15 protein-coding genes are annotated in these 24,211 nt (G+C 64.8%); 10 read left to right on the top strand and 5 right to left on the bottom strand.

Going from position 1 to position 24,211, the window contains the following annotated elements; genetic code table 11:
• The first annotated feature begins 2 nt into the window (after positions 1-2).
• The 9 genes from JKP78_RS03675 (at position 3) to JKP78_RS03635 (ending at position 17,598) form a co-directional block, all read left to right on the top strand.
• Positions 3-785 carry an efflux RND transporter periplasmic adaptor subunit gene (locus tag JKP78_RS03675; protein ID WP_200626078.1) on the top strand — a complete coding sequence of 261 codons (783 nt, stop codon included), beginning with the start codon at positions 3-5 and terminating at the stop codon, positions 783-785.
• A complete protein-coding gene (locus JKP78_RS03670; protein ID WP_200626077.1) occupies positions 782-2,101 on the top strand; it encodes an efflux RND transporter periplasmic adaptor subunit in 1,320 nt (439 codons plus the stop codon). Before JKP78_RS03675 ends, JKP78_RS03670 begins: the two co-directional genes overlap by 4 nt.
• A complete protein-coding gene (locus JKP78_RS03665) occupies positions 2,098-4,194 on the top strand; it encodes an HlyD family efflux transporter periplasmic adaptor subunit (protein ID WP_200626076.1) in 2,097 nt (698 codons plus the stop codon). The genes JKP78_RS03670 and JKP78_RS03665 overlap by 4 nt, the downstream gene beginning before the upstream one ends.
• Before the next feature lie 23 nt (positions 4,195-4,217).
• A complete protein-coding gene (locus JKP78_RS03660) occupies positions 4,218-5,018 on the top strand; it encodes an aspartyl/asparaginyl beta-hydroxylase domain-containing protein (RefSeq protein ID WP_186684722.1) in 801 nt (266 codons plus the stop codon).
• Positions 5,006-6,004 carry a sulfotransferase family protein gene (locus tag JKP78_RS03655; protein ID WP_186684723.1) on the top strand — a complete coding sequence of 333 codons (999 nt, stop codon included), beginning with the start codon at positions 5,006-5,008 and terminating at the stop codon, positions 6,002-6,004. The genes JKP78_RS03660 and JKP78_RS03655 overlap by 13 nt, the downstream gene beginning before the upstream one ends.
• A 154-nt stretch (positions 6,005-6,158) precedes the next feature.
• Positions 6,159-6,662, top strand: coding sequence for a GNAT family N-acetyltransferase (locus JKP78_RS03650; protein WP_200626075.1), 504 nt, complete (start codon positions 6,159-6,161; stop codon positions 6,660-6,662).
• Between the two features lie 66 nt (positions 6,663-6,728).
• A complete protein-coding gene (locus tag JKP78_RS03645; protein WP_186684725.1) occupies positions 6,729-7,319 on the top strand; it encodes a phage tail protein in 591 nt (196 codons plus the stop codon).
• Positions 7,320-7,444: 125 nt separating this feature from the next.
• Entirely contained in the window at positions 7,445-16,033 is an 8,589-nt protein-coding gene (locus tag JKP78_RS03640; protein WP_234454453.1) for an Ig-like domain-containing protein, read from the top strand.
• A 68-nt stretch (positions 16,034-16,101) separates the two neighbouring features.
• On the top strand, positions 16,102-17,598 hold the full coding sequence (locus JKP78_RS03635) for a TolC family protein (protein ID WP_186684728.1): 1,497 nt from the start codon (positions 16,102-16,104) through the stop codon (positions 17,596-17,598).
• A gap of 6 nt (positions 17,599-17,604) precedes the next feature.
• Here the strand turns inward: JKP78_RS03635 and cysC are convergent, their stop codons facing one another.
• The 3 genes from cysC to JKP78_RS03620 all read right to left on the bottom strand — a co-directional run bounded on the left by cysC (position 17,605) and on the right by JKP78_RS03620 (position 21,277).
• Positions 17,605-18,216 (bottom strand): adenylyl-sulfate kinase, encoded by a 612-nt coding sequence (gene cysC / locus JKP78_RS03630; RefSeq protein WP_170030304.1) that lies wholly within the window; start codon positions 18,214-18,216, stop codon positions 17,605-17,607.
• Positions 18,217-18,649: 433 nt separating this feature from the next.
• The gene (ppnN, locus tag JKP78_RS03625; protein ID WP_186684730.1) at positions 18,650-20,023 is read right to left on the bottom strand and encodes a nucleotide 5'-monophosphate nucleosidase PpnN; all 1,374 of its coding nucleotides are present in this window, start codon (positions 20,021-20,023) and stop codon (positions 18,650-18,652) included.
• 192 nt (positions 20,024-20,215) lie between these two features.
• Entirely contained in the window at positions 20,216-21,277 is a 1,062-nt protein-coding gene (locus JKP78_RS03620) for a YeiH family protein (RefSeq protein ID WP_186684732.1), read from the bottom strand.
• Positions 21,278-21,388: 111 nt separating this feature from the next.
• Here JKP78_RS03620 and JKP78_RS03615 point away from each other — a divergent pair, with 111 nt between their 5' ends.
• Entirely contained in the window at positions 21,389-22,276 is an 888-nt protein-coding gene (locus JKP78_RS03615; protein ID WP_186684734.1) for a LysR family transcriptional regulator, read from the top strand.
• Positions 22,277-22,287: 11 nt separating this feature from the next.
• Here JKP78_RS03615 and pncB read toward each other — a convergent pair whose 3' ends face one another.
• Positions 22,288-23,487, bottom strand: coding sequence for a nicotinate phosphoribosyltransferase (gene pncB, locus JKP78_RS03610; RefSeq protein WP_186684736.1), 1,200 nt, complete (start codon positions 23,485-23,487; stop codon positions 22,288-22,290).
• On the bottom strand, positions 23,484-24,134 hold the full coding sequence (locus tag JKP78_RS03605; protein WP_186684738.1) for an isochorismatase family protein: 651 nt from the start codon (positions 24,132-24,134) through the stop codon (positions 23,484-23,486). The genes pncB and JKP78_RS03605 overlap by 4 nt, the downstream gene beginning before the upstream one ends.
• Between the last annotated feature and the right edge of the window lie 77 nt (positions 24,135-24,211).

Raw genomic sequence — 24,211 nt, 5'->3', positions numbered from 1 at the left:
CCATGCGTCCTGCCATCCGCCTGGCCCTGGCCTTGGCTGTGTTGCAGTTGCCATTGGCGGTTGCCAGTGAAGCACCAGGCGACCCATTGCTGGACACGCCAGCGCGCAGCGATGCAGGCACTGGGCAAAACGCCCGTGGCGTGCTGCGCGCCCGCGATCACGCAGTGCTGGCCAGTGAACTGGCCGGGCGCATCGTCGAGATGCCCTATGCAGAAGGCGAAGACTTCAAGAAGGGCAGCACCCTGGCGCGCTTCGATTGCGCTGCTTACCAGGCCCAGCTCAACGCCGCCCAGGCGGCAGTACGCGCTTCCCGCGAAGAACTCGAGCACAATCGGCAACTGGCCGCCCTCAAGTCGGTCGGCCGGTACGAGGTCTCCCTGGCCGAAGCCAGGCAGGCCCAAGCCCAGGCCGAAGCGCAGGTGTATCAGGTGCAGGTCAGGCGCTGCGTGGTCAATGCACCGTTCGATGGCCGTGTGGTGCAACGCCGTGCCCAGCCACACGAAAGCGTACCCAGCGGGGCGCCGTTGCTGGAAGTGGTGGACAACCGCTCGCTGGAGATCCAGCTGTTGGTGCCGTCGAACTGGCTGGCACGTCTCAAGCCCGGCCAACCCTTCCAGTTCACCCCGGATGAAACCGGCCGACCGCTGCAGGCGCAGGTCAAGCGCGTGGGCGCGCGGATCGACGAAGGCAGCCAGACCCTGCTGCTGATCGGCGAACTGCCGCGAGACGCCCAAGGGCTGTTGGCGGGCATGAGCGGTACGGCCATCTTCCCGGCACAACCATGACGGCCGCCGCCAACGGCATGGCTGAGCATGCCTTCGCCCGGTTTCTGGGGCTGGAACGGCAGGCTCGCCAGGCTGCCAGCAGCGAGCAGTTGGCCTATGCCATGGTCAATGATGGCCAGGCGCTGTTCGGCTTTCGCCATGCCGCGCTGTTGATCGAAGGCAAGGTCCGGGCCCTGACCGGTATCAGTGTGGTGGAGAGCAATGCGCCGTTCGTGGCCTTTGTCGAGCGCGCCGCCAGGCAGTTGCAGGCCGCTGGTGCTGCTGATGCCGCCGCAGCGGTCAACCCGGCGATACTCGATGCGCAGGTGCGCGACGACTGGCAGGCCTTGTCTGCTGCGCAGGCCTTCTGGCTGCCATTGCACAACCGTGAAGGGCAAACCTTCGGCGGCCTGTGGCTGGCACGCGATAACCCCTTCAACGCTGCCGAGCAGGCCCTGCTGGTTCACCTGGCAGAGACCTACGGCCATGCCTGGCAGGCCTTGCGCCCGGCGCGCCCCTGGCGCCTGCGCTGGCCACGACGGCGCCTGCTGGCGCTTCTGGCGGTGGCCGTGGTGGTGCTGTGCATACCGGTACGTCAGTCGGTGCTGGCGCCCGCCGAGGTGGTGCCGCGCGGTGGCCGGGTGGTGGCTGCGCCGCTGGACGGAGTCATTGCCGAGTTTCTGGTCAAACCCAACCAGACGGTGACCGCCGGTGAGCTGCTGGTGCGTTTCGACGATACCTCGCTCAAGGCGCAGGCGGATGTCGCCGAGCGTACCTTGGGGGTTGCCGAGGCCGAGCTCAAAGCCAGCACTCAGCGCGCATTCTCCGATGCTGACTCCAGTGCGCGCCTCGACCTGCTGGCTGCACGGGTGGAGCAGAAGCGCGCCGAGCTCGACTACGCACGCCAGTTGCTGGCGCGCAGCGAAGTGCGCGCCGAGCGGGATGGCATTGCCGTGTTCGCCGATGCCCAGCGCTGGACCGGCAAGCCGGTGCAGACCGGCGAGCGCCTGCTGCAACTGGCCGATCCCGTCAAGGCCGAGCTGCGCATGGAGTTGCCGGTGGGCGACGCCATTGCCCTGCAACCGGGGGCCGAGGTGGCGCTGTTCCTGGACAGCGATCCATTGCACCGGCACCCTGCGCAGCTCGAGCGTGCCGCCTACGAAGCCCAGGCTACCGCTGCCGGGCAGTTGGCCTACCGGTTGGATGCGGCGTTCGTCGAGGCGCCGCCACGCATCGGCCTGCGCGGCACCGCCAAGCTGTATGGCGAGCGTGCGCCGCTGGCCTATTACCTGCTGCGCCGTCCGCTGGCGGCCGTGCGCCAAGGGTTGGGCTGGTGATGCTGCCCGCCCTGCGAGCCGACCTGCAACTGTCGCCGGCGGCCCCGGCGCTGGACGGTTCAGCGCAATGGACCTTGGCCGACCCGCTGCGCGGTCGTTATTTCAAGCTCGGCGCAGCCGCGGTGCGCTTGTTGCACCACTGGGGCCTGGGCGATCCGCAGCAGGTACTGGCGGCGGCCAATGCCGAACCAGGCGCGCGACTGCAAGTCGACGAGCTGGACACCCTGCGAGGGTTCCTTGCTCAACATGACCTGCTGAGCGCGCAGGATGCCGACCAGCGTCAAAGCTACGCCAGTAAAGCCGCGGCCACCCGGCAGAGCGTCTGGAAGAAGGCGCTGCACCAGTACTTGTTCTTCCGTATCCCGTTGTGGCGTCCGGACGCTTTCCTCAATCGCACTTGGCCAGTGCTCGAACGCCATGCCGGCTGGCTGTTGCGCTTTGGTCTGCCCGCGTTGCTGGTACTCGGCCTATTCCTGATGGCCCGCGACTGGTCGCGTTTCATCGCCACCTTCCCGCACCTGTTCAGCCTGGGCGGCATGCTTGTCTTCGGCCTGGCCCTGGCCTTTGCCAAGCTTTGCCACGAGTTCGGCCATGCCTATATGGCCAAGCGGGCCGGCTGTCGGGTGCAGAGCATGGGGTTGGCCTTCATGGTGATGCTGCCGATGTTCTATACCGACGTCAGTGATGCCTGGCGGGTAAATGATCGGCGCTCGCGGCTGCTGATCGATGCCGGGGGCATCTTCGCCGAACTGGTCCTGGCGGTGCTGGCCCTGCTGGCCTGGTCGCTGCTGCCTGATGGACCGCTGCGCACGGCAGCGTTCATGCTCGCCAGCGCCACCTGGCTCACTACCTTGCTGGTCAACCTCAACCCGTTCATGCGGTTCGACGGTTATTTCCTGGTCAGTGACCTGTGGGGCGTCGAGAACCTGCAGCAACGCGCCTTCGCCCTGTGCCGCTGGCGCCTGCGCGAGGCGCTGTTCGGCTACGGCGACGCAAAACCCGAGCCTTGGCCCGAAGGCATGCACAAGCGCCTGCTGGTGTGGGGTTATGGTGCCTGGTTGTGGCGTGCAGTGCTGTTCTTCGGTATCGCCCTGGCGGTGTACCACCTGTTTTTCAAGCTGCTGGGCATTTTCCTGATGCTGGTCGAACTGGCGTGGTTCATCGGCCTGCCAGTGTGCAAGGAGCTGCAGCAGTGGTGGCAGCGGCGCGGCCAGGCCCAGCCGCACAAGGCCTTGCGCAGTGGCCTTGGGTTGTTGCTGCTGCTGGCGCTGCTGGTAGTGCCGTGGCGTGGAGCGGTGGAAGTGCCGGCAATGCTTGAAGCGTCCCGCGTGAGTGCCTTGCACGCCCCGCTGGCGGCGCGCGTGAAGCGTTTGCTGGTGCAGGATGGCCAACAGGTCAGCCAGGGCCAATTGCTGCTGGAGCTGGAATCGCCCGACCTGGATTCGCGCCAGGCCATCGTTCGCCGTGAAATCCAGATTCTCCAGTTGTTGCTGCGCCGGCAGTCCGGGCGCAGTGCCACCGCCGGCGACGCGGGTGTGCTCGAGCAGCAACTGGCCGAGGCGGTGGCGGAGTTCCGTGGCCTGGCTGCACAGCGTCAACGACTGCTGCTGCGCGCCCCTTACGACGGGGTGGTGCGCGACCTGGCGGCCGGGCTGGCGGCCGGGCAATGGCTGGATACCGCCCAAGCCCTGGGGCGTATCGTCGAGCCCGGGGTGCGTTTGCGTGGTTACCTGGCCGAGGCCGAGTTGTGGCGAGTGGCGGCGGGCATCGAAGGCCGTTTCATTGCCGATGACCCATTGCGTACAGCAGTGCCAGTGCGCCTGGAACAGGTAGATGCCACCGGGGCGACTTACCTGGAACTGGAAGCCTTGGCCTCTGATCGCCACGGACCGATTGCCGTGCGCCGCGACAACCAACAGCGTGCGGAACCGCTGCACGCGCAATACGGTGTATGGCTGAGCCCAATGACAGCAACCGCCGACGTTGTCCAGCCGCTGCGTGGAGTGGTGGTGCTCGATGGCGCCCGCGAGTCGTTGCTGGGGGCAGCCTGGCGCCGGTTGGCAGCGCTGGGCGTGCGTGAGAGTGGTTTCTAGACTGTTCAGCTGAAGGAGCGCCCATGCCCGAACTGCTTTTGCCGCTTTGTGCTCGCCTCGACCTGGCCGTCGACCTGCCGGCAGTGCTGGCGGCATTGCAACGGGTAGCCAGCGATGCCTGGCAGCCGCACTTCAACAGCGGCTACCATCAGGGCGACTGGAGCGGCGTGGCCCTGGTGGCCGCTGAAGATGCCGTTGTGCCGCTCGCTCCCGGGCAGGGCGCAGCCCTGCGGTTGCCCTGGTGGCAGGCAGAAGCGGCCTGGCAGGCCTTGCTCGCGCCGTTTGCCAGTTCGCTGCGCGCTGCTCGTCTGCTGCGCCTGGGAGCGGGCGCGCGCATCCATGAGCACCGTGACCCGGACCTGGGCCGGCCAGGCGGCTGCCTGCGCTTGCATATCCCGTTGCTGAGCCCTGCTGGCGTGGAATTTCTGGTCGATGGCCTGCAGATACCCATGCGCCCAGGCGAGTGCTGGTTCATCGACCTGTCACGACCACACCGGGTAGACAATCCGGGGCCTGGTGAGCGTATTCACCTGGTGCTCGATTGCCTGCCTGACCCGTGGCTGGCAAGCCTGATCGAAAACGGCCGTGCACAGACCCCAAGCTTGTGCCTGGGCAGGGCAGGGCAGGCCTTCGAGCATTTTCGCCAACACGTGGCGCAAGACCCGGCACTGGCCGCTCGCCTGCAGGCTCATGAACAGCCCCAGGCCTTCGTGGCTGAGGCCATCAGCCTGGGCGCAGCCCTGGGGCTGGCGTTTTCCGAGGCAGAAGTGCTCAGCGCCATGCGCTTGGGCCGGCAAGCATGGAGCGAGCAATGGCGAGCCTGAATTCCACAGCTGATTTCCATGGTTGGCTGCCCATCCGCCTGTGGCGCAGGGACGGCGACTGGCGGGTAGACTGGTGCTGGTTCGGTGCGCGTCACCTGAGCAAGCCGTTTTTCCGGGATGAGGTCGACCTGGCCCTGCGCCTGCCGTTCAACCAGGCGCTACGCCGCGACAGCGATATTCAGGCGCTGCTTGACTGGCACGCACGCAGCCCGGGCCTGGCACCATCGGCCTTGCTGTTCCACGCTTCGCGTTGTGGCTCGACCCTGGTGGCGCAGTTGTTGGCCAGCCAGACGCACAACATCGTGCTGTCCGAGCCACCCCCACTGGACGGTCTGTTACGCGCACCGTTGCAGGATGCCGCTGCCGCAGCCTGGCAGGACGCGGCGCTACAAGCGTTGTTGTCCGCCTACGGCCAGCGCCGACGGGGCGATGAGCGCCAGTTGCTGGTCAAGCTCGATGCCTGGAACGTGTTCGAGGCTCCCGTGCTGGCGGTGTTGTACCCGCAGGTGCCACGGCTGTTCCTGTACCGCGACCCGCTGGAGATTGTCGCCTCGCAGTTGCGCCAGGCAGGCATGCAACGGGTCCCGGGCCTGCTTGGGCCGTCGGCTTTCGATGTGCTGTTGCCGCAGGCCGGAGCCATGGGCGTGGTGGAATACACCTGCAGGATGGTCGGCGAAATCCTCAGTGCCGGGCTGGCGTTGTGCCGACAGCATGGCGGTATTGCGGTCAACTACAACGAATTACCCGATGCGACCTGGGGCCGGCTTGGTCCGCTGCTAGGGCTGGCACCCGGCGTTGAGCAAACCTTGCGCGAGGTGGCAGCCTTCGATGCCAAGCAACCGGCGATGAACTTCAGCGCCGACAGCCAGCGCAAACGTCAGGAGGCCAGCGAAGAGGTGCGCGAGGGGGTGCGCCGATGGGCCATGGAGCCGTACAACGCCCTGGAAGACCTGCGTTTGAGCCAGGCGCAGGCGCAGGCCTGGTGAACCCTCGAACAACTGTTTGATAAAAATGCATGGCGGCCCTGCCGTAATGGTGGCGATTTGCCGCGGTATTCGGCTACGCTACTTCCGATGTGCAGGGTAATCCACAGGATGTGCGCGCCTCCCCAGGGGCTGACTATTGCAAGGAAGCGACACCATGGCCAGTTCCGAAGTACACCTGCGCCCCATCACCGACGCCGACCAGGCGTTCCTGCGTACCCTCTATGGCACCACCCGGGCTGGCGAAATGGCCATGCTGCCATGGGATCAGGCCGCCATCGATACGTTTCTCGACCAACAGTTCCAGGCCCAGCACGCCCATTACCAGACTCACTTTGCCGACGCCGGTTTCTCGATCATCGAAACCGCGGGTGAAGCGATCGGCCGCGCCTACCTGCTGTGGACCGACAGCCATCTGCAAATCATCGACACTGCCTTGATGCCCGCCTGGCGAGGCCGGGGCATCGGCACCGGGTTGATCCGACAGTGGTTGGCACAGGCCGATCGACAGGGCCTCAGCGTCGGCCTGCACGTGACCTTGGACAATCCGGCGCTGCGCCTGTACCAGCGCAACGGTTTCGAAGTGGTTGGCGACAACGGCTTGTATCTGGAGATGCGCCGGCCGGCGCTCGCAGTTTTTCACGTCGACAGGCCTGCCTGACGATGCGCGTCATATTCCGCGGGGCTGTGTGGCCCGCTCTATAGCGTAGTCATAGGAGATCGGAAAATGAGTGAGCCATTCCTCGGTGAGATCAGGATGTTTGCGGGCAATTTCGCGCCGCGTGGCTGGGCACAGTGCCAAGGGCAGCTGTTGAGCATCTCGCAGAACAGCGCACTGTTCGCCATCCTGGGCACCACCTACGGCGGTAACGGCCAGACCACGTTCGGCCTGCCTGACCTGCGCGGCCGCATGCCCGTTGGCGTGGGTACCGGGCCCGGCTTGCCGACCGTGGACCAGGGTGAAATGGCCGGGGCCAACCAGGTCAGCCTGCTGCCGCAGAACCTGCCGGCCATCGCGGTGGCGATTCCTGCCAGCAAAGCCAGTGTCGCCATCCCGGCGGTGGTCACCAATGCCAACCTCGCCGAGCCTACCACCGCCAGCGTGCTGGCCACACCTTACGACACCACTGGTTCGGGAGCGGCAGCGAGCATCTACTCCGATGCCGCCGCCAGCACCACCCTGAAACCGTTCGATGCCAACATTCCGCCAATGAACGTGGTGGCGGGCGGCAGTTCGATACCTGTTTCGGTACAAGCACCTTACCTGGGCATGAACTTCATCATCGCCCTGGAAGGCATCTTCCCGGCCCGTAACTGATCCAGGACGGAGCAGCATCGCGGGGCTGTCTGGTGCCCTGCGATGCTTCGGGGACGATTACAAGCAGCGCCGCTACACGGGCACAACGACAGGAACAACCAGCCGCAAGGCTGAATGAGGTCGACATGGCTTTCTGGAAACGCAACCGTTCGCACGCACAACCCACCGTTTCCGTAAACCGTCCGAGCCTCATCCAGGCGTTGGAACCGCGCATGATGTTTGACGCCTCGGTGGCCGTGGTCGCCGACCAGGGCGCCCAGGCCGTGGCAGCCGCAACGGCCAAGGACCCCAGCGTGGCCAGCGATGCCAGCAGCACGCAGGACACTGCAGCTGCGCACGACGCCGCGCCCGCCACGGCGCCGGCCACCACGGCTGCGGGCAGCCACGAAGTGGTGTTCGTCGACTCTGCCGTCAGTGACTACCAGAAACTGATTGCCGGCCTTCCTGCTGGCGTCGAGGTGGTGGTGCTGGAGAACGGCAAGGATGGTTTCAGGCAGATTGCCGATTACCTCGATGGCCGTAGCGACGTCACCAGCATCGATATCATCAGCCACGGTGACAGTGGCTATGTCTACCTGGCTGGCAATGCCGTGTGGACCAACCAGTTGGCCAGCCATGCCAGCGACCTGGCGCGTATCGGCGCCAGCCTGGCGGACGGCGGCGACATTCGTTTCTTCGCCTGTAACACTGGCGCGGGCAGCGATGGCCAGCTGTTCGTTGACGAAGTGGCACGGTTCACCGGCGCCGACGTTGGCGCCTCAGCGAATTCAACCGGCAATCGCGCCGGCGAGGACTGGCAGCTGGAGACCGTCTCTGGGGTGCTGGCGACAGATACGGGCGTGCAGCGCGGGGACCTGTCGGCGTTCACCACTTCGCTGGCGACCATTACCGTTACCGACACCGATGCATCTTCCACGGCGCTCAATGGCAAAGTGTCGCTGGCCGAGGCCATCCAGGCTGCCAACACGGATGCTTCGGTGGATGGCTCCAGCGCTGGCAGCGGCAGCGATATCATTGTCTTCCACCAATCGCTGAAAGGGCAGACCATCCGCTGGTCCACGGCTTCAGCGCTATTGGTCACCAGCAACGTCACCATCAACGGCGACGTCGATGGTGACGGCCAGGGCGATATCATCCTCAGCGGCGACGTCAACAACAATGGCTCGCGCGACTCACTGGAATCGTCGGGCCTGCAGAGCAACACCAACGGTGCACTGACCGTGCGCAACCTGGATTTCCGCTATTTCTCCGGCAACTTGACCGGCGGTGCAATCCGGGCCAACTCGGGCTCGATCACGGTCGAGGACTCGAACTTCCAGGACAATGCCGGTGCCGTGATCAACTCGGCGACCACGGTAGGCTCCACGGTGATCGTGCGCAACACGACCATTCACGACAACGATGGCAGTATCGTCAACGCTACGGGCATGTCGTCACTGGTCCGCCTGGGTGGGGCCAACAACCACGTGCTGGAAAACGTGGCGATCTACGACAACATCGGCGAATACGGTGCCACTGGCGTCGTCTCCGCCGGTGCAGTGATCGTGCTGAACAATACCGGCGGCTCGGTGAGCATCGTCAACAGCACCATCGCCAACAACACCTTCAGCACCAGTACCGGCACCATCAGCTCGGCTGGCCTTGGTTGGTCGCCGGGCAGCGCTGGCACGGTGACGGTGCAGAACAGCATCCTCACCGGCAACACCGTCAATGGCGTTGCGCTGGATGCGGCCACCAACAACGGCGCCGGTGGCGGCTATACCAGCACCACCAACCTGATCGGCGTTTCGGTCGACTTCGTCAATGCTGCAGGCGGCGACTACCGCCTGGCGTCCACCGCCAGCAATGCCATCGACCAGGGCACTGCTGCCGGTGCCACGCTCACCGACCTGCGCGGCTTTGTCCGGCCGCGTGGCGCCGGGGTGGACATCGGTGCCTACGAGGTGCTGTATGCCGCGCCCCCCGTGGTCGACCTGGACACCAGTAGCGGCGGTAACGACAGTACGGTGAACTTCACCGGCACACCGGTGGCGATCGTACCCAACCTCAGCCTCACCCAGACCGACGGCGACACCCAGGTGAGCGGCGCCACCCTGACCCTGAGCGGTGTGGTGGATGTCGGCAACGAAACCCTGTCGCTGAGTGCCGGGCAGATTGCCAGCGCAGCCAGCTTCGGCATCACGGTCAGCGGGTCGGGCAGCACGGTGCTGACGTTGAGCGGTGTCGCCACCCTGGCGCAATACCGCGCGGTGCTCGCCGCGGTGGCCTACGGCAACGCGGCCGTGGCCTACACCAGCGGTACCCGTAGCGTGGCGGTCAGCGTCAACGATGACATGGGCAGTACCAGCCGCACAGCCTCGGTAGTGGTGCAGCCACTCAACAGCGTGCCGGTGATCGGCAACCTCAATGGTGACGGCGTCACCTTCACCCAAGGCAGCGGCGCGGTGCTGATCGACAGCGGTGGCAATGCCACGGTCAGCGACAGCGATTCCGCCGATTTTGCCGGTGGCAACCTGACCGTTGCGATCAGCGCCAATGGCGTGGCCAGCGAAGATCTGCTGGGACTACGCAACCAGGGCACTGGCGCCGGGCAGATCGGCGTCAGTGGCAGCACGGTGAGCTATGGCGGGGTCACCATCGGCAGCCTGTCTGGCGGTAGCGGTGGGGCCAACCTGGTGGTCACGTTCAACGCCAATGCCAACGCGGCGGCGGTGCAGGCGCTGGTGCGCAACCTCACCTACGAAAACAGCAATGCCGGCAACGCCATCGCCCAGGCCAGCCGTACCCTGAGCATCACCCTCAATGACGGTGACGGTGGCACGTCCGCTGCAGCTTCGGTACAGGTGGCGATCCAGGAAACCATTGCCCCGACCGCCACGATCAGCATCAGCGACACGGCCTTGAAAATTGGCGATACGGCCACGGTGACCATTACCTTCAGCGAGGCAGTGAGCGGCCTGACCCTCGCCGACCTGAGCGTGGCCAACGGTAGCCTGAGCGGTCTCGCCAGCTCAGATGGCGGTATCACCTGGACCGCGACCCTGACGCCGACCAGCAATGTCACTGATACCAGCAACCTGATCACCCTGGACAATACCGGGGTCAGCGACCTCGCCGGCAATGCCGGCAGCGGCACCACCGATTCGAACAACTATGCCATCGATACCGTGCGCCCGACCGCCACCATCGTGGTAGCCGACAGCGCCTTGCGGGCCGGCGAGACGTCGCTGGTCACCATCACCTTCAGCGAGGCGGTAAGCGGTTTCACCGTTGCCGACCTGAGCGTGGCCAACGGTAGCCTGAGCGGCCTCGCCAGCGCCGATGGTGGTATCACCTGGACCGCTACCCTGACCCCGGGCAGCAACGTCAGTGATACCAGCAACCTGATTACCCTGGATAACACCGGTGTGACCGACATGGCGGGCAATAGCGGCAGCGGCACTACCAGCTCCAACAACTACGCCATCGACACCCAGCGACCGACCGCGACCATCGTGGTGGCTGACAGCGCCCTGCGCATCGGCGAGACCACCACGGTGACCATCACCTTCAGCGAGGCGGTAAGCGGTTTTACCCTTGCCGACCTCAGCGTGGCCAACGGCGCGTTGAGCGGGCTCGCCAGCGCGGACGGCGGCATCACCTGGACCGCCACCCTGACGCCGGACAGCAGCGTCAGTGATACCAGCAACCTGATCACCCTGGATAACACCGGGGTGACCGACGCGGCTGGCAACAGCGGCAGCGGCACCACCAGTTCCAACAACTACGCCATCGACACCCAGCGCCCGACCGCGACCATCGTGGTGGCTGACAGCACCCTGCGCATCGGCGAGACCACCACGGTGACCATCACCTTCAACGAGGCGGTAAGCGCGTTTACCCTTGCCGACCTGAGCGTGGCCAACGCTAGCCTGAGCGGTCTCGCCAGCGCCGATGGTGGTATCACCTGGACCGCGACCCTGACCCCGAGCAGCAATGTCAGTGATGTCAGCAACCTAATCACGCTCGACAATACCGGGGTAATCGACCTGGCGGGCAATGTCGGCAGCGGCACGACAGACTCGAACAACTACGCCATCGACACCCAGCGCCCGACTGCTGTGATTACGGTCGCCGACACCACCCTCGCGGTCGGCGAGACCACCACGGTCACCATCACCTTCAATGAAGCAGTGACCGGCTTGAGCACCGCCGACCTGACGGTGGCCAATGGCTCCCTCGGCGGGCTCAGCAGCGTCGATGGCGGCATCACCTGGACTGCTACCCTGACGCCTGCCAGCGGTATCAGCGACACCAGCAACCTCATCACCCTGGACAATACCGGTGTCGCCGACCTGGCCGGCAACGCGGGGGTGGGCAGCACTCAGTCAACCAACTACATCGTCAACACCGTGGCCCCGACCGCCACTGTCGTGGTAGCCGACAACGCGCTGCGCGTGGGCGAGACCACGGTGGTCACCATCACCTTCAGCGAGGCAGTGAGTAGTTTCGACAACAGCGACCTGAGCGTGAGTAACGGCAGCTTGAGTGCCGTGAGCAGCAGCGACGGCGGCATCACCTGGACGGCGACCTTCACCCCGGCCGCCAACGTCGAGGACGCCAGCAACCTCATCACCCTGGACAACAGCGGTGTGGTTGGTGCTGTCTCCGGCAACGCCGGGGTAGGCACCACCGACTCCAACAACTATGCCATCGACACCCAGCGCCCGACGGCCAGCATCGTGGTTGCCGATAGCCAACTGGGCATCGGCCAGACCAGCCTGGTGACCATCACCTTCAGCGAAGCGGTGAGCGGCTTCACGACAGCCGACCTGACGGTGGCCAATGGCACCCTCAGCGGGCTGAGCAGCGCCGATGGTGGCGTCACCTGGACCGCGACGCTGACGCCGGCCAGCGGTGTCACCGACACCAGCAACCTCATCACGCTCGACAATACCGGGGTAATCGACGCGGCGGGCAATGTCGGCAGCGGCACGACAGACTCGAACAACTACGCCATCGACAGCCAGCGCCCGACTGCGACCATCGTGCTGGCCGACAGCGCGCTGCGTGCTGGCGAGACGACCCAGGTCACCATCACCTTCAGCGAAGCGGTGAACGGCCTCGACCTGGCCGACCTCACCGCCCAGAACGGCACCCTGGCCAACCTGGCCAGCAGCGACGGTGGCATCACCTGGACGGCGACCTTTACCCCGGCGGTGGCGGTGCAGGATGCCAGCAACGTCATCAGCCTGAACAACAGCGGCATCGCCGACCTGGCCGGCAACGTCGGCACCGGCACCACCCAGTCGGCCAACTACACGGTCAACACCGTGCTGCCCACTGCCACCATCGTGGTGGCCGATAGCGCCCTGCGTGCCGGCGAGACGAGCCTGGTGACCATCACCTTCAGCGAGGCGGTCAGCGGCTTCGACAACAGCGACCTGAGCGTGAGCAACGGCAACTTGAGTGCCGTGAGCAGCAGCGATGGCGGCGTGACCTGGACGGCGACCTTCACCCCGGCGGTCAACGTCGAGGACGCCAGCAACCTGATCACCCTGGACAACAGCGGAGTGGTCGGCGCCTCCGGCAACGCCGGGGTCGGTACCACCGACTCCAACAACTATGCCATTGACACCCAGCGCCCGACCGCCAGCATCGTGGTTGCCGATAGCCAGCTGGGCATCGGCCAGACCAGCCTGGTGACGATCACCTTCAGCGAAGCGGTGAGCGGCTTCACGCTTGCCGATCTGACGGTGGCCAATGGCACCCTCGGCGGGCTGAGCAGCGTCGATGGTGGCGTTACCTGGACCGCGACCCTGACGCCAACCAGCGGGATCACCGACACCAGCAACCTGATCAGCCTGGACAACAGCGGCGTGGCCGACGCAGCAGGCAATGCTGGCAGCGGCAGTACCGCTTCGAACAACTACAGCATCGATAGCCAGCGCCCGACTGCGACTATCGTGCTGGCCGACAGCGCGCTGCGTGCTGGCGAGACGACCCAGGTCACCATCACCTTCAGCGAAGCGGTGAACGGCCTCGACCTGGCCGACCTCACCGCCCAGAACGGCACCCTGGCCAACCTGGCCAGCAGCGACGGTGGCATCACCTGGACGGCGACCTTTACCCCGGCGGTGGCGGTGCAGGATGCCAGCAACGTCATCAGCCTGAACAACAGCGGCATCGCCGACCTGGCCGGCAACGTCGGCACCGGCACCACCCAGTCGGCCAACTACACGGTCAACACCGTGCTGCCCAGCGCCACCATCGTGGTCGCCGACAGCGCCCTGCGTGCCGGCGAGACGAGCCTGGTGACCATCACCTTCAGCGAGGCGGTCAGCGGCTTCGACAACAGCGACCTGAGCGTGAGCAACGGCAGCTTGAGTGCCGTGAGCAGCAGCGATGGCGGCGTGACCTGGACGGCGACCTTCACCCCGGCGGCCAACGTCGAAGACGCCAGCAACCTGATCACCCTGGACAACAGCGGAGTGGTCGGCGCCTCCGGCAACGCCGGGGTCGGCACCACCGACTCCAACAACTACGCCATCGATACCCAGCGCCCGACGGCCAGCATCGTGGTTGCCGATAGCCAGCTGGGCGCCGGCCAGACCAGCCTGGTGACCATCACTTTCAACGAGGCGGTAAGCGGCCTGTCCCTGGCCCAGCTCCAGGCCGATAACGGCGTGCTGAGCGGCCTGGCCAGCAGCGATGGCGGTATCACCTGGACGGCCATCTTGACGCCGACCACCGGCAGCCAGAGCAACGGCAACCGGGTGTACCTGGACACCGGCCTGGTCACCGACGCCCAAGGCAACCACGGCGACAGCACGGCGCAGTCCAACGCCTATCTCGTCGATACCCGTGCGCCGAGCGTGACCAGCGTTGGCGGGCCGGTTGCTGGCGTGACCTACAATGCCGGCGATGCGTTGGTGTTCGTGGTCAATGCCAGCGAGGCGGTCGAGGTCAATGGCTCTCCGCGGCTGCTGCTGGAGGTGGGCGGGCGCACGGTCTACGCCGAGCTGGTGGCCGGTGCGGGCACGGCGACCCTGGTGTTCCAGTACATCGTCCAGGCCGGCGACAACGACAGCGACGGCATCAGCGTGACGGGCCTGGCGGCCAACGGTGCGAGCTTGAACGATGCACTGGGCAATGCCATGAACCTCACCTTGAACAATATTGCCGATATGCGCCAGGTACTGGTCGACACCCAGGCACCGGCCGCGCTTGCCATCGTCACCCTCGACCCATCGCCAAGCAATGCGCAGAGCGTGCGCTTTACCGTGACCTTCAGCGAACGCGTCAATGGCGTGGACCTGAGCGACTTCAGCCTGGCCAGCAGCGGTTCCGCCAGCGGTACGTTGAGCGGGCTGCGCCAGCTCGGCGATGGTGTCTACGAAATCACCGTCAGTGGCGTGAGCGGCACCGGCACCTTGGGCCTGAACCTCAAGGCCAGCGGTACCGGCATCAGCGACGTCGCCGGCAACCTGCTCAGTGGCGGCCTGGTGGGCGCGGCCTACAGCATCGATCGCGAGGCGCCCACGGTAAGCAGTGTCGGCGTGCCGGCCGCGGTCGCCTACAACGCCGGTGATGTGCTGACCTTCGTGGTCAATACCAGCGAAGCGGTCATCGTCGATGGCGTTCCACAGCTGGCCCTGGATATCGGTGGGCGTACGGTGTTTGCCGACTTCGTCGCCGGATCGGCGACCACCACGCTGGTGTTCCAGTACCGCATCCAGGCCGGCGACAACGATGCCGATGGCGTGCAGGTACTGGGCCTTTCGGCCAATGGTGCGAGCCTGCATGATGCGCTCGGCAATGCGCTGAACCCGGGGCTGAATGCCGTGGGTGACAGCGCCGGGGTGACTGTCGACACACGTCTGCCAAGCGTCGAGTCGATCGTCCCGGTTCCGCTCTCCACACCTGGCAGCCAAGCATTCACGGTCACCTTCAGCGAGGAGGTCAGGGGTGTCGACCTGGCTGATTTCCAGTTGCTCGCAACCGGCAGTGCCACCGGCACCTTGCAATCGCTGGTGCGTATCGACGGCCACACCTGGCAAATCAATGTCGCTGCAGTGGCGGGTAGTGGCACGCTGGCACTGGCACTGAAAGCCGATGGCACCGGCATCAGCGACATTGCCGGAAATGCCTTGGTGGGCGGTTTCAGCGGCCAGGGCCAGCCATTGCCGTCCAGCGATGGCGACCCGGAGTACCGTGCCTATCCGCCTGCAAAACCGGGCCTTCCCGGCTCGACTGCAGCGGTGCACGCGCCGCTTGCAGTGCCGCTGCCGCCGTTCCAGTCGCCGCTGGTGCCGCAGCCATTGTTCGAGGTGCCGAGCCCGGGCGGTGGCTTGCCGACCGTTGGCGATATCTTCATTCGCAACGGTGCCTTGGCCCCGAGCTACCTGGCCCAGGTTTTCGTGGGGCAGCAGCATGCCCTCGGCGATGGTTCCGGCGCGGGCTTCCTCGGCTTCGGCGGCGGCGATGCCAATGTCTTCGGCGCCAGCAGCCTGGCCAATATCTTTGACAAGACGCTGCCGGATGATGGCGGCCAGTACGAGCTGAACGGGGGTAAACCGTGGCGCCAGGGCGCCGAGGCCGGGGCAGGCAAGGGCCTGTCCGGGGCACCGACCCTCAGCCAGCAATTGCAGGCATACAAGGACGCTGAGCAGCGCCAGGCCAGTAAGCTGGCCCAGGCGCTGGGACAGATCGAGGCAGCTACCCCTCAGGCGTGAGCGTCGGCCATGAGGGGCGACAAGACCAGAAAAACAAGCAATTTGCCGTGCCAAAGGGGGCGGAAGGGATGAGTAGAGCGTCAAGGATATTTGCGGTAAGCCTGTTGGCATTGGCGGTGACCGGCTGTGCCGTCAAGACCCAGCCGATCGAGCGCAGCGTCAGCGAGCAGCGGGCACGGCAGGATCTGGCCAGCATGTTCAAGGGCCAGGAGGCGTTGCAAGGCCCGCTGACACTGCACCAGGCGATGGCGCGGGCAGTCAAGTACAACCTGGAAGCTCGCCTGAAGGTCATGGAGGAAGCCCTGGCCCAGCGTCAGGTGGACCTGGCCACGTTCGACATGCTGCCCCGTATGGCGGCCTCCGCGGGCTATGCCGGGCGTAGCAACGTCAGCGCTTCCAGCAGCCGCAGCGTGCTGACCAATACCCAATCCCTGGAACCCTCGACTTCCCAGGACCGCGACCGGGACGTGGCCGACCTGACCATGGTCTGGAACGTGCTGGATTTCGGCGTCAGCTATGTCAGTGCCAAGCAGCAGGGCGACCAGCGCCTGATCGTGCAGGAGCGCCGCCGCAAGGTGGTACAGACCATCATTCAGGACGTGCGTTCGGCATACTGGCGGGCGGTGGCCGCCGAGCGCCTGCTCAAGCAGATCGACACCTTGATGGCGCGGGTCGAGCAGGCTCGCGACAACAGCCAGCGCATGGGCGACCAGCGTATCGGTGACCCGATCCAGGCGTTGACCTACCAGCGTTCGCTGATCGAGGCGACCCGCCAGCTGGAAGAGCAGCGCCGGGCCTTGTCGCTGGCCAAGACTGAACTGGGCGCGTTGATCAACCTGCCGCCGGGCAGTGAGCTGACCCTGGCGCAGAACACCGATTATGCCGTGCCCGAACTGAAGGTGGGCCTGGACAGCCTGGAACAGCAGGCCTTGGCATCGCGCCCGGAACTGCGCGAGCAGGACTACCAGGCGCGCATCAGCGCCGCCGAGGTGCGCAAATCGATGTTGCGCATGTTGCCGGGCCTGGAGTTCTCCGCAGGTGGCCATTACGACAGCAACAGCTTCCTGACCAACCAGCACTGGGCCGACTATGGTGTGAAGATCACCTGGAACCTGTTCAATGTGCTGTCTGGCCCTGCCTCGATCGATGTCGCCAAGGCCGGCGAGCAGGTGGTCGAGGCGCGCCGCCAGGCGATGTCGATGGCCATCCTGGCCCAGCTGTACGTGGCCAATGCCAACTTCAGCGAGGCCCGCCGGCAATTCGCCACGAGCCAGCAACTGGTCGCTCTCGACCAGCAGATCGTCGAGCAACTGCGCAACCGCCATCAGGCCGAAGGCATTGGCGAGCTGGAGCTGATCCAGGGCGAGCTGAACGCCTTGCAGGCAGATCTGCGCCGCGACCTGGCCTATGCCGAGCTGCGTAACAGCTATGGCCAACTGTTCGCCAGTGCCGGCCTTGATCCGCTACCGGCGACCTTGCCGTCCGGCGAGCTTGCCGACATCGCCCAGGCCCTGAGCAGCAGCGAGGCGCGCTGGCAGCAAGGGGACATCACGCCGGGCTCCTGAGCCTGGTCATCGAGCGGGCTGGGGTGACTGCTGCTCCAGCACCTGCTCGAGTGCCTGATGCAGTACATGCTCCTGCACATAGCGCAGCAACTGCTGCTGCGATACTGCTGCTGCGACACCGGCAGTATCTATTACCAACTCGGCGTGCAGCGGCGTCTCGTAAGGTGCATCGATGCCGGTGAACCCCCGCAGTTCGCCGGCCCGTGCCCGTCGATACAGCCCCTTGGGGTCACGTGCCTCGCAGGTTGCCAGGTCGGCGCTGACATGCACCTCATGGAACCCCGTTTTGCAAGCCTTGCGCGCGGCGGCACGATCGGCGCGATAGGGTGAAATGAGCGCGGCGATGCAGATCAGGCCGGCATCGGCGAACAGCGCGGCCACCTCGCCGGCACGGCGGATGTTTTCATGCCGGTCGGCGGGGGAGAAGCCAAGATCGGCGTTCAGGCCGGTGCGCAGGGCATCGCCATCGAGGACATAACTGGCATGTCCCTGGGCGTTCAGGCATTGGGCCAGGGCGACGGCCAGGGTCGACTTGCCGGCACCGGATAGCCCGGTCAACCAGATGACTGCACCACGTCGGCTCGGCTGTGGGTGTTGTTCGCTTCCTGCGCTGTGCACGTCGAACCCTCCGGGTAGAAAGACCGAGTGTACTGCGCTGTAGCGGGTGGTGTCAGTCTATGCTTGAGGGGTAGGGTGGTAGCCGGGCGCTGATCGGGCAGGGAAGTGGCGTTGTACCGGTCCAAGCGCGGTGGCGTGCCAGCGTGTGGGTTGTCGAGAGGCCGATGGCCGATGGCCGACCTCACCTAGTCCAGATGCTGCTGATGCTGCTGATGCTGCTGATGCTGCTGATGCTGCTGATGCTGCTGATGTCTCTGATGCTTCTGCATCTGCTTTTGATCTGGCTTCTAAGCGCGCGATAGTTCAGGCGCCGCCGAATGCGACTTCAGGAGGCCTTCGTTCGGCCTCCTGAAGTCGCGAAGATCAAGATCAAGATCAAGATCAAGAGCTTCTGCTGGCGATGGTCGGTGGTTCTGCTATCCCTTTGACAGGATCAGGTCACCACCTGATAGCACGGTACATACGCGGCGCCGCCAGGCAGCTTCATCCGATGCTGGTCGACGAAGGCCTGCAACAGCCGGCCCAGAGGATCCAGCACGGCCTGGTCGCCACGGATCTGATACGGCCCGTGTTCCTCGATCAGGCGAATGCCCTTGTCCTTCACGTTGCCCGCAACAATCCCCGAGAAAGCCCGGCGCAGGTTGGCGGCCAGTTCATGCGCAGGCAGTTCGCGCCGCAGGTCCAGGTCCGCCATGGCCTGGTGGGTCGGGTCGAACGGGCGCTGGAAGCTTTCCTCGATCTTCAGTAGCCAGTTGAAATGGAACGCATCGTTGCGCTCACGGCGGAACTGCTTGACCTCCTTGAGCCCTTCAACCATGTGCCGGGCAACTTCCGCCGGATCGTCGATGATGATCTGGTACAGGCGATGCGCCGCTTCACCGAGAGTAGCGCCAACGAACGCGTGCAATTGCTGCAGGTACGGCTCTGCGCTGCGCGGTCCGGTGAGCACCACCGGGAACGGCAGGTCCTGGTTGTCCGGATGCATGAGGATGCCCAGCAGGTAGAGGAATTCCTCGGCCGTACCGGCACCGCCCGGGAAGATGATGATGCCGTGACCGACACGGACAAAGGCTTCCAGACGCTTCTCGATGTCCGGCAGGATTACCAGTTCGTTGACGATCGGATTGGGCGCCTCGGCGGCGATGATCCCGGGTTCGGTGAGGCCCAGGTAGCGGCTGCCGTGCATGCGCTGCTTGGCGTGGGCAATGGTTGCGCCCTTCATCGGGCCCTTCATCACGCCCGGGCCGCAGCCGGTGCACACGTCCAGTTTGCGCAGGCCCAGTTCATGGCCGACCTTCTTGGTGTATTGGTATTCCTCGCTGCTGATCGAATGGCCACCCCAGCACACCACCATCTTCGGCTCCACGCCCGGACGCAGGGTGCGGGCATTGCGCAGCAGGTGGAACACGTAGTCGGTGATGCCCTGGGAGCTTTCCAGGTCGATGCGCTGGCTGGCCAGCTCGCTTTCGGTGTATACGATGTCGCGCAGGGCGCTGAACAGCATTTCACGGGTGCTGGCGATCATCTCGCCATCGACGAAGGCGTCGGCTGGGGCATTCAGCAACTCCAGGCGCACGCCACGGTCCTGTTGGTGGATACGTACCTCGAAGTCCTGATAGGCCTCGAGGATGGTCTTGGCATTATCGACATGAGCGCCGGTGTTGAGGATGGCCAGGGCGCACTGGCGGAACAGGGTGTAAAGGCTACCGGTACCGACTTCACTGAGTTGCTGCACTTCACGTTGTGACAGCGTCTCCAGGCTGCCTTTGGGGCTGACGGATGCGTTGATGACATGGCGTTGAGGCATCTAAGTCTTTCCTGTGCGGGTAAAACATCCTTCTTTGACAACACCATACCGAGAAATGTGGGCGGCAACGAGGGGGAGGCTAAAAAAGCTTGAGACCCGTTTGCCTTCTTCGCAGGTAAACCCGCTTCCCCAAGGATCGCGCTGAACCTCTGGGCGCGGGTTTAGCCGCGAAGAAGCCAACCAGGTTTCACCTCATCCCAGCAGTTTCTGTACGCCGAGGGTTATCGCCAGCCCACCCCCGATCAGCCACAGGTTCAGGAGCGCCCCGGTGGCCAGCGCTCGCGGCCCGGCCTGGCGGATCTGGCTGAAGCGCGTTTCCATGCCCAGTGCGGTCATGGCCATGGTCAGGGCGAAGGTATCCAGGCTGTTGAGCGCCTGCGTCACGCTGCCCGGCAGCACCTGCAGCGAATTCACCAGTACCAGCGCCAGGAAGCCGAGGGCGAACCAGGGCATGGCGATGCGCCCGTTGCCTTGTGCCTGGCCTGGCTGGCGTGCACGGCTGATCCACCACCCGGCCAGCAACAGCACGGGCACCAGCAGCATGACCCGGGTCATCTTGACGATCGTGGCGATATGCGTGGCATCGGCGCTGATGTTGCTGGCCGCGCCAACCACTTGCGCCACTTCGTGAAGGGTGCCGCCGAGGAACAGGCCAGCGCCCAGGGTGTCCAGTTGCAGCCAGCCGGCGTTGATCGCCAACGGGTAGAGGAACATCGACAGGGTGCCGAACAGCACGACACTTCCGACCGCCATGGCGCTCTTGTGCGGGGCGCTGCGCAGAGCCGACTCGAATGCCAGTACCGCAGCGGCGCCGCAGATCGCGCTGCCGGCAGCGGTCAGCAAGGCCGTATCGCGGTCCAGCTTGAATACCTTCATGCCGCACCACAAGCCGAGCAGCAGGGTACTGCCTACCACCAGCACGGATACGATGAGCCCCGACCAGCCGACTTCGGCTATTTCCTGCAGGCTGATGCGCAGGCCGAAGAAGGCAACGGCAATGCGCAGCAGGCTGCGAGCGGAAAAGTTGATGCCTGCCGCCCAGCTCGCGGGCACCCCGTCACGCAGCGCGTTGGCATACAGCGCCCCAGCGACGATACCGACGATCAGCGGGCTGATACCCAGGTTGGCGATGGTCGGCAGGGCGGCCAGCTGAGTGACTGCCAGCGCGAACAGCGCGACGAACAGGATGCCATTGAGCCGCCCACGGGTGGAGAGGGTGGGTGCAATAGCAGGGTTGGACGGAACCGTGGCCATGTGAGTCCTCCGGAAAGGTGTTTCGACAGGGCCTACGTTAATCTGGTTATAAGCTTATAAAAAATCGTAATTTGGGATGGCAAATATCCGCAGACCTGATATTTTCAATTCATGACCCCGGAACAACTGATAACTTTCGCTACCGTCGCCGAGCATGGCAACATCAGCCATGCGGCTCAGGCTCTGCATCTGTCGCAACCGGCGGTGTCGGGCCAGCTCAAACTGCTCCAGGAGACCTTTGGCGAGCCCCTCTACCAACGCGCCGGCCGCGGCGTGCGGCTGACCGCGGCCGGTGAACAGTTGCTGGCCTATGCCGAGCGTCTGCGCGAAACCTTCCGCCAGGCCCAGGTGCTGCGTGAGGCCATGCGCGGGCTGGAGCGTGGGACCCTGCGCATCGGCGCGAGTACTACACCGGCCAGCTACCTGCTGCCGTATCTGATTGCCGATTTCCATGCCCGCTATCCGGAGGTGCAGGTAAGCACCTCTCATGGCAACACGGCGGAAATCGTCGCTGCGCTGGACAGCATGGATATCGCCCTGATCGAAGGGCCCCCGGGGCAGGAGCTGCCATTGGGCACGGCAGTGACGGCGTGGCGCCAAGACGAGATCGTTGCCATTGTGCCGCGCGGGCATCCGCTGGCGGGCAGCGAGCAGCAGACGCTGGCCGCGCTGGGGGCTTACCCGCTGGTGTTGCGCGAAAGCGGCTCGGGCGTGCGGCAGATCGTCGAGCGGGCCTTTGCCCGCAGTGGCGTGGCCATGCGCGTGGCGCTGGAGATTGCCGGGGTGGAAGGGGTCAAGGAGGCGGTGCGGGCCGGGATGGGCATCGGTTTCGTGTCGGCGATGTCGATCCGCCACGAAGACGGTGCGCTGTGCCGATTGCAGGTTGCGCCGCAGGCGCTGGTGCGGCGCTTTTCCATCCTGGTGCCGCATGCAGCGACGCCGTCGCGGGCGGCGGCGCGCTTTCTGGAGTTGTGTGTAGGGCAGTCAGAGGGGAGTTAGCAACTCTGGCCTCAGGCCACCCGAAAAACATGCTTCAGATAAGCCACGAAGTTCTCATCGCGGCACTGGGTCTTGCCCGGGCTGTCGGAAATCTTGGCTACCGGCGCACCGTTGCAGGCGGTCATCTTGATCACGATATTCATCGGTTCCACATCTGGAATGTCGCACGTCAGCCGAGTACCAATGCCAAAGCTCACGTTGATACGCTCATGCAGCGCCCGGTACAGCCCCAGCGCCTTGGCAAAATCCAGCCCGTCGGAAAAAATCAGCGTCTTGCTCTTCGGGTCGATCCCCAACCTTTCGTAGTGGGCAATGGCTTTTTCCGCCCAGGCCAGCGGATCGCCCGAATCGTGCCGCAGGCCATCGAACAGCTTGGCAAAGTACAGGTCGAAATCGCCGAGGAACGCGTCCATGGTGATGCAATCGGTCAGGGCGATGCCGAGTAACCCGCGGTATTCCCGCACCCAGCATTCCAGCGCGGCAGCCTGGCTGTCGACCAGCCGTGGGCCGAGCTGCTGGTGGGCCATGAACCACTCGTGCGCCATGGTGCCGATCGGCTTGAGCTGGAACTCCCGGGCCAGGTGCACGTTGCTGGTACCGACAAAGCGGCCCGGGAAGTCACGCTTGAGAATGTGCACCACCTCTTCCTGCACCCGATAGGAAAAGCGCCGCCGGGTACCGAAATCGGCCAGTTGGAAGCCGGCCAGTTCTTCGTTGCTGGCCTCGGCCTTGAGCCAGTCGAGTTTCTGGTACAGACGCTCGCGAACCTGCTCGATCACCACCTCGCGATAGCGGTAGCGGTTGCGCACCTCGCTGATGATCGCCAGCAGCGGGATTTCATAGAGAATCACGTGCAGCCATGGCCCACGCACACGGATCGCCAGTTGCCCCGCATCATCCAGGTACACCTGCACATAGCGCAGGTTGAAGCGGAACAGGCTGAGAAAGCGAATGAAATCCGGCTTGATGAAAGGGATTTTCTCCAGGTAGGCAAGCTGGTCATGGGTGACGCTGACATCGGCCAGTTGTTCGACCTGGTAGCGGATCTCTGCCAGGTAGGGGGCAAGGTTCTCGTCGTTGCGGCAGCGAAATTCCCATTCCACCTCGGCGTTGGGGTAGTTGTGCAGCACTGCCTGCATCATGGTGATCTTGTAGAAGTCGGTATCCAGCAGGTTCTGGATGATACGCGGGCCGAAAACGCTATCGCTCATGGGCGGTCTTCCTTGATTCGGGCAAGCTGGTGGTCGAGTGCAGCTTCATCACCGCAGAGGATCACGCCCTCGGCGGCCAGGGCACCACACGCCTCGATCGCCCCCGCCTGGGTGAGGGCGCGGCAGGCGGGCAAGTACAGCAATACCTGGAAGCCGGCCTGGCGCAGTTGCCGGGCGGTGGTCCTGACACAGTAGTCCAGGGCCAGGCCGCCGACGATCACCGCGCCCACCTGGTTTACCTTGAGGTACTCGATCACCCCGGTGGAGCGGCGCTCGGCCAGGTCGTGGTAACAGGCGCCGTAGGGGTGCAGGTCGGGCTCGACGCCTTTCCAGACGAAGTAATCATAATCGATGGGCGCGGGCAGGCCGGGCAGCAGTTCGAAACCTGCGGTGCCGGGTACGCAGTGGCTGACCCAGGTCAGGTCGGCATCGGCCAGCTGTAGCGGCTGCAACATGTCGGCGTGGTCGGCGACCACCCAGGCGGCGTTGGCTGGATGAGCGTCCTTGCTGCCCAGGCGCAGGTCGGCGCGCAGCGCCATGGCATTGAGATCCACCACGATTTCATCACCTTCGGGAACGGGTAGCTCTTGCGGGGCGTTGGCAGTGAAGCCATTTTGCGCGTCGACATCGAAGCTGGCGATCTTCATGGCGGTTCTCCTTGCTGGGGTGGCCATATAATCCACCTGGTGTATTAAGTGTGTCAAGCGCTTTTTATTTTAGGGTT

Origin of the sequence: Pseudomonas sp. LAM2023 (assembly GCF_016620375.1) — a bacterium.
Taxonomy (GTDB): Bacteria; Pseudomonadota; Gammaproteobacteria; order Pseudomonadales; family Pseudomonadaceae; genus Aquipseudomonas; species Aquipseudomonas anuradhapurensis.
The sequence above is the reverse complement of the archived record's forward strand: the minus strand, read 5'-3'. Positions and strand labels throughout refer to the sequence as shown.

Bases quoted from the DNA above. Each gene is read 5' to 3' on its own strand.
- JKP78_RS03635 (WP_186684728.1), top strand. From the start codon at position 16,102: ATGAGTAGAGCGTCAAGGATATTTGCGGTAAGCCTGTTGGCATTGGCG.
- JKP78_RS03645 (WP_186684725.1), top strand. From the start codon at position 6,729: ATGAGTGAGCCATTCCTCGGTGAGATCAGGATGTTTGCGGGCAATTTC.
- JKP78_RS03650 (WP_200626075.1), top strand. From the start codon at position 6,159: ATGGCCAGTTCCGAAGTACACCTGCGCCCCATCACCGACGCCGACCAG.
- JKP78_RS03615 (WP_186684734.1), top strand. From the start codon at position 21,389: ATGACCCCGGAACAACTGATAACTTTCGCTACCGTCGCCGAGCATGGC.
- ppnN (WP_186684730.1), bottom strand. From the start codon at position 20,023: ATGCCTCAACGCCATGTCATCAACGCATCCGTCAGCCCCAAAGGCAGC.
- JKP78_RS03640 (WP_234454453.1), top strand. From the start codon at position 7,445: ATGGCTTTCTGGAAACGCAACCGTTCGCACGCACAACCCACCGTTTCC.
- JKP78_RS03660 (WP_186684722.1), top strand. From the start codon at position 4,218: ATGCCCGAACTGCTTTTGCCGCTTTGTGCTCGCCTCGACCTGGCCGTC.
- JKP78_RS03655 (WP_186684723.1), top strand. From the start codon at position 5,006: ATGGCGAGCCTGAATTCCACAGCTGATTTCCATGGTTGGCTGCCCATC.
- pncB (WP_186684736.1), bottom strand. From the start codon at position 23,487: ATGAGCGATAGCGTTTTCGGCCCGCGTATCATCCAGAACCTGCTGGAT.
- JKP78_RS03670 (WP_200626077.1), top strand. From the start codon at position 782: ATGACGGCCGCCGCCAACGGCATGGCTGAGCATGCCTTCGCCCGGTTT.
- JKP78_RS03605 (WP_186684738.1), bottom strand. From the start codon at position 24,134: ATGAAGATCGCCAGCTTCGATGTCGACGCGCAAAATGGCTTCACTGCC.
- JKP78_RS03620 (WP_186684732.1), bottom strand. From the start codon at position 21,277: ATGGCCACGGTTCCGTCCAACCCTGCTATTGCACCCACCCTCTCCACC.
- JKP78_RS03675 (WP_200626078.1), top strand. From the start codon at position 3: ATGCGTCCTGCCATCCGCCTGGCCCTGGCCTTGGCTGTGTTGCAGTTG.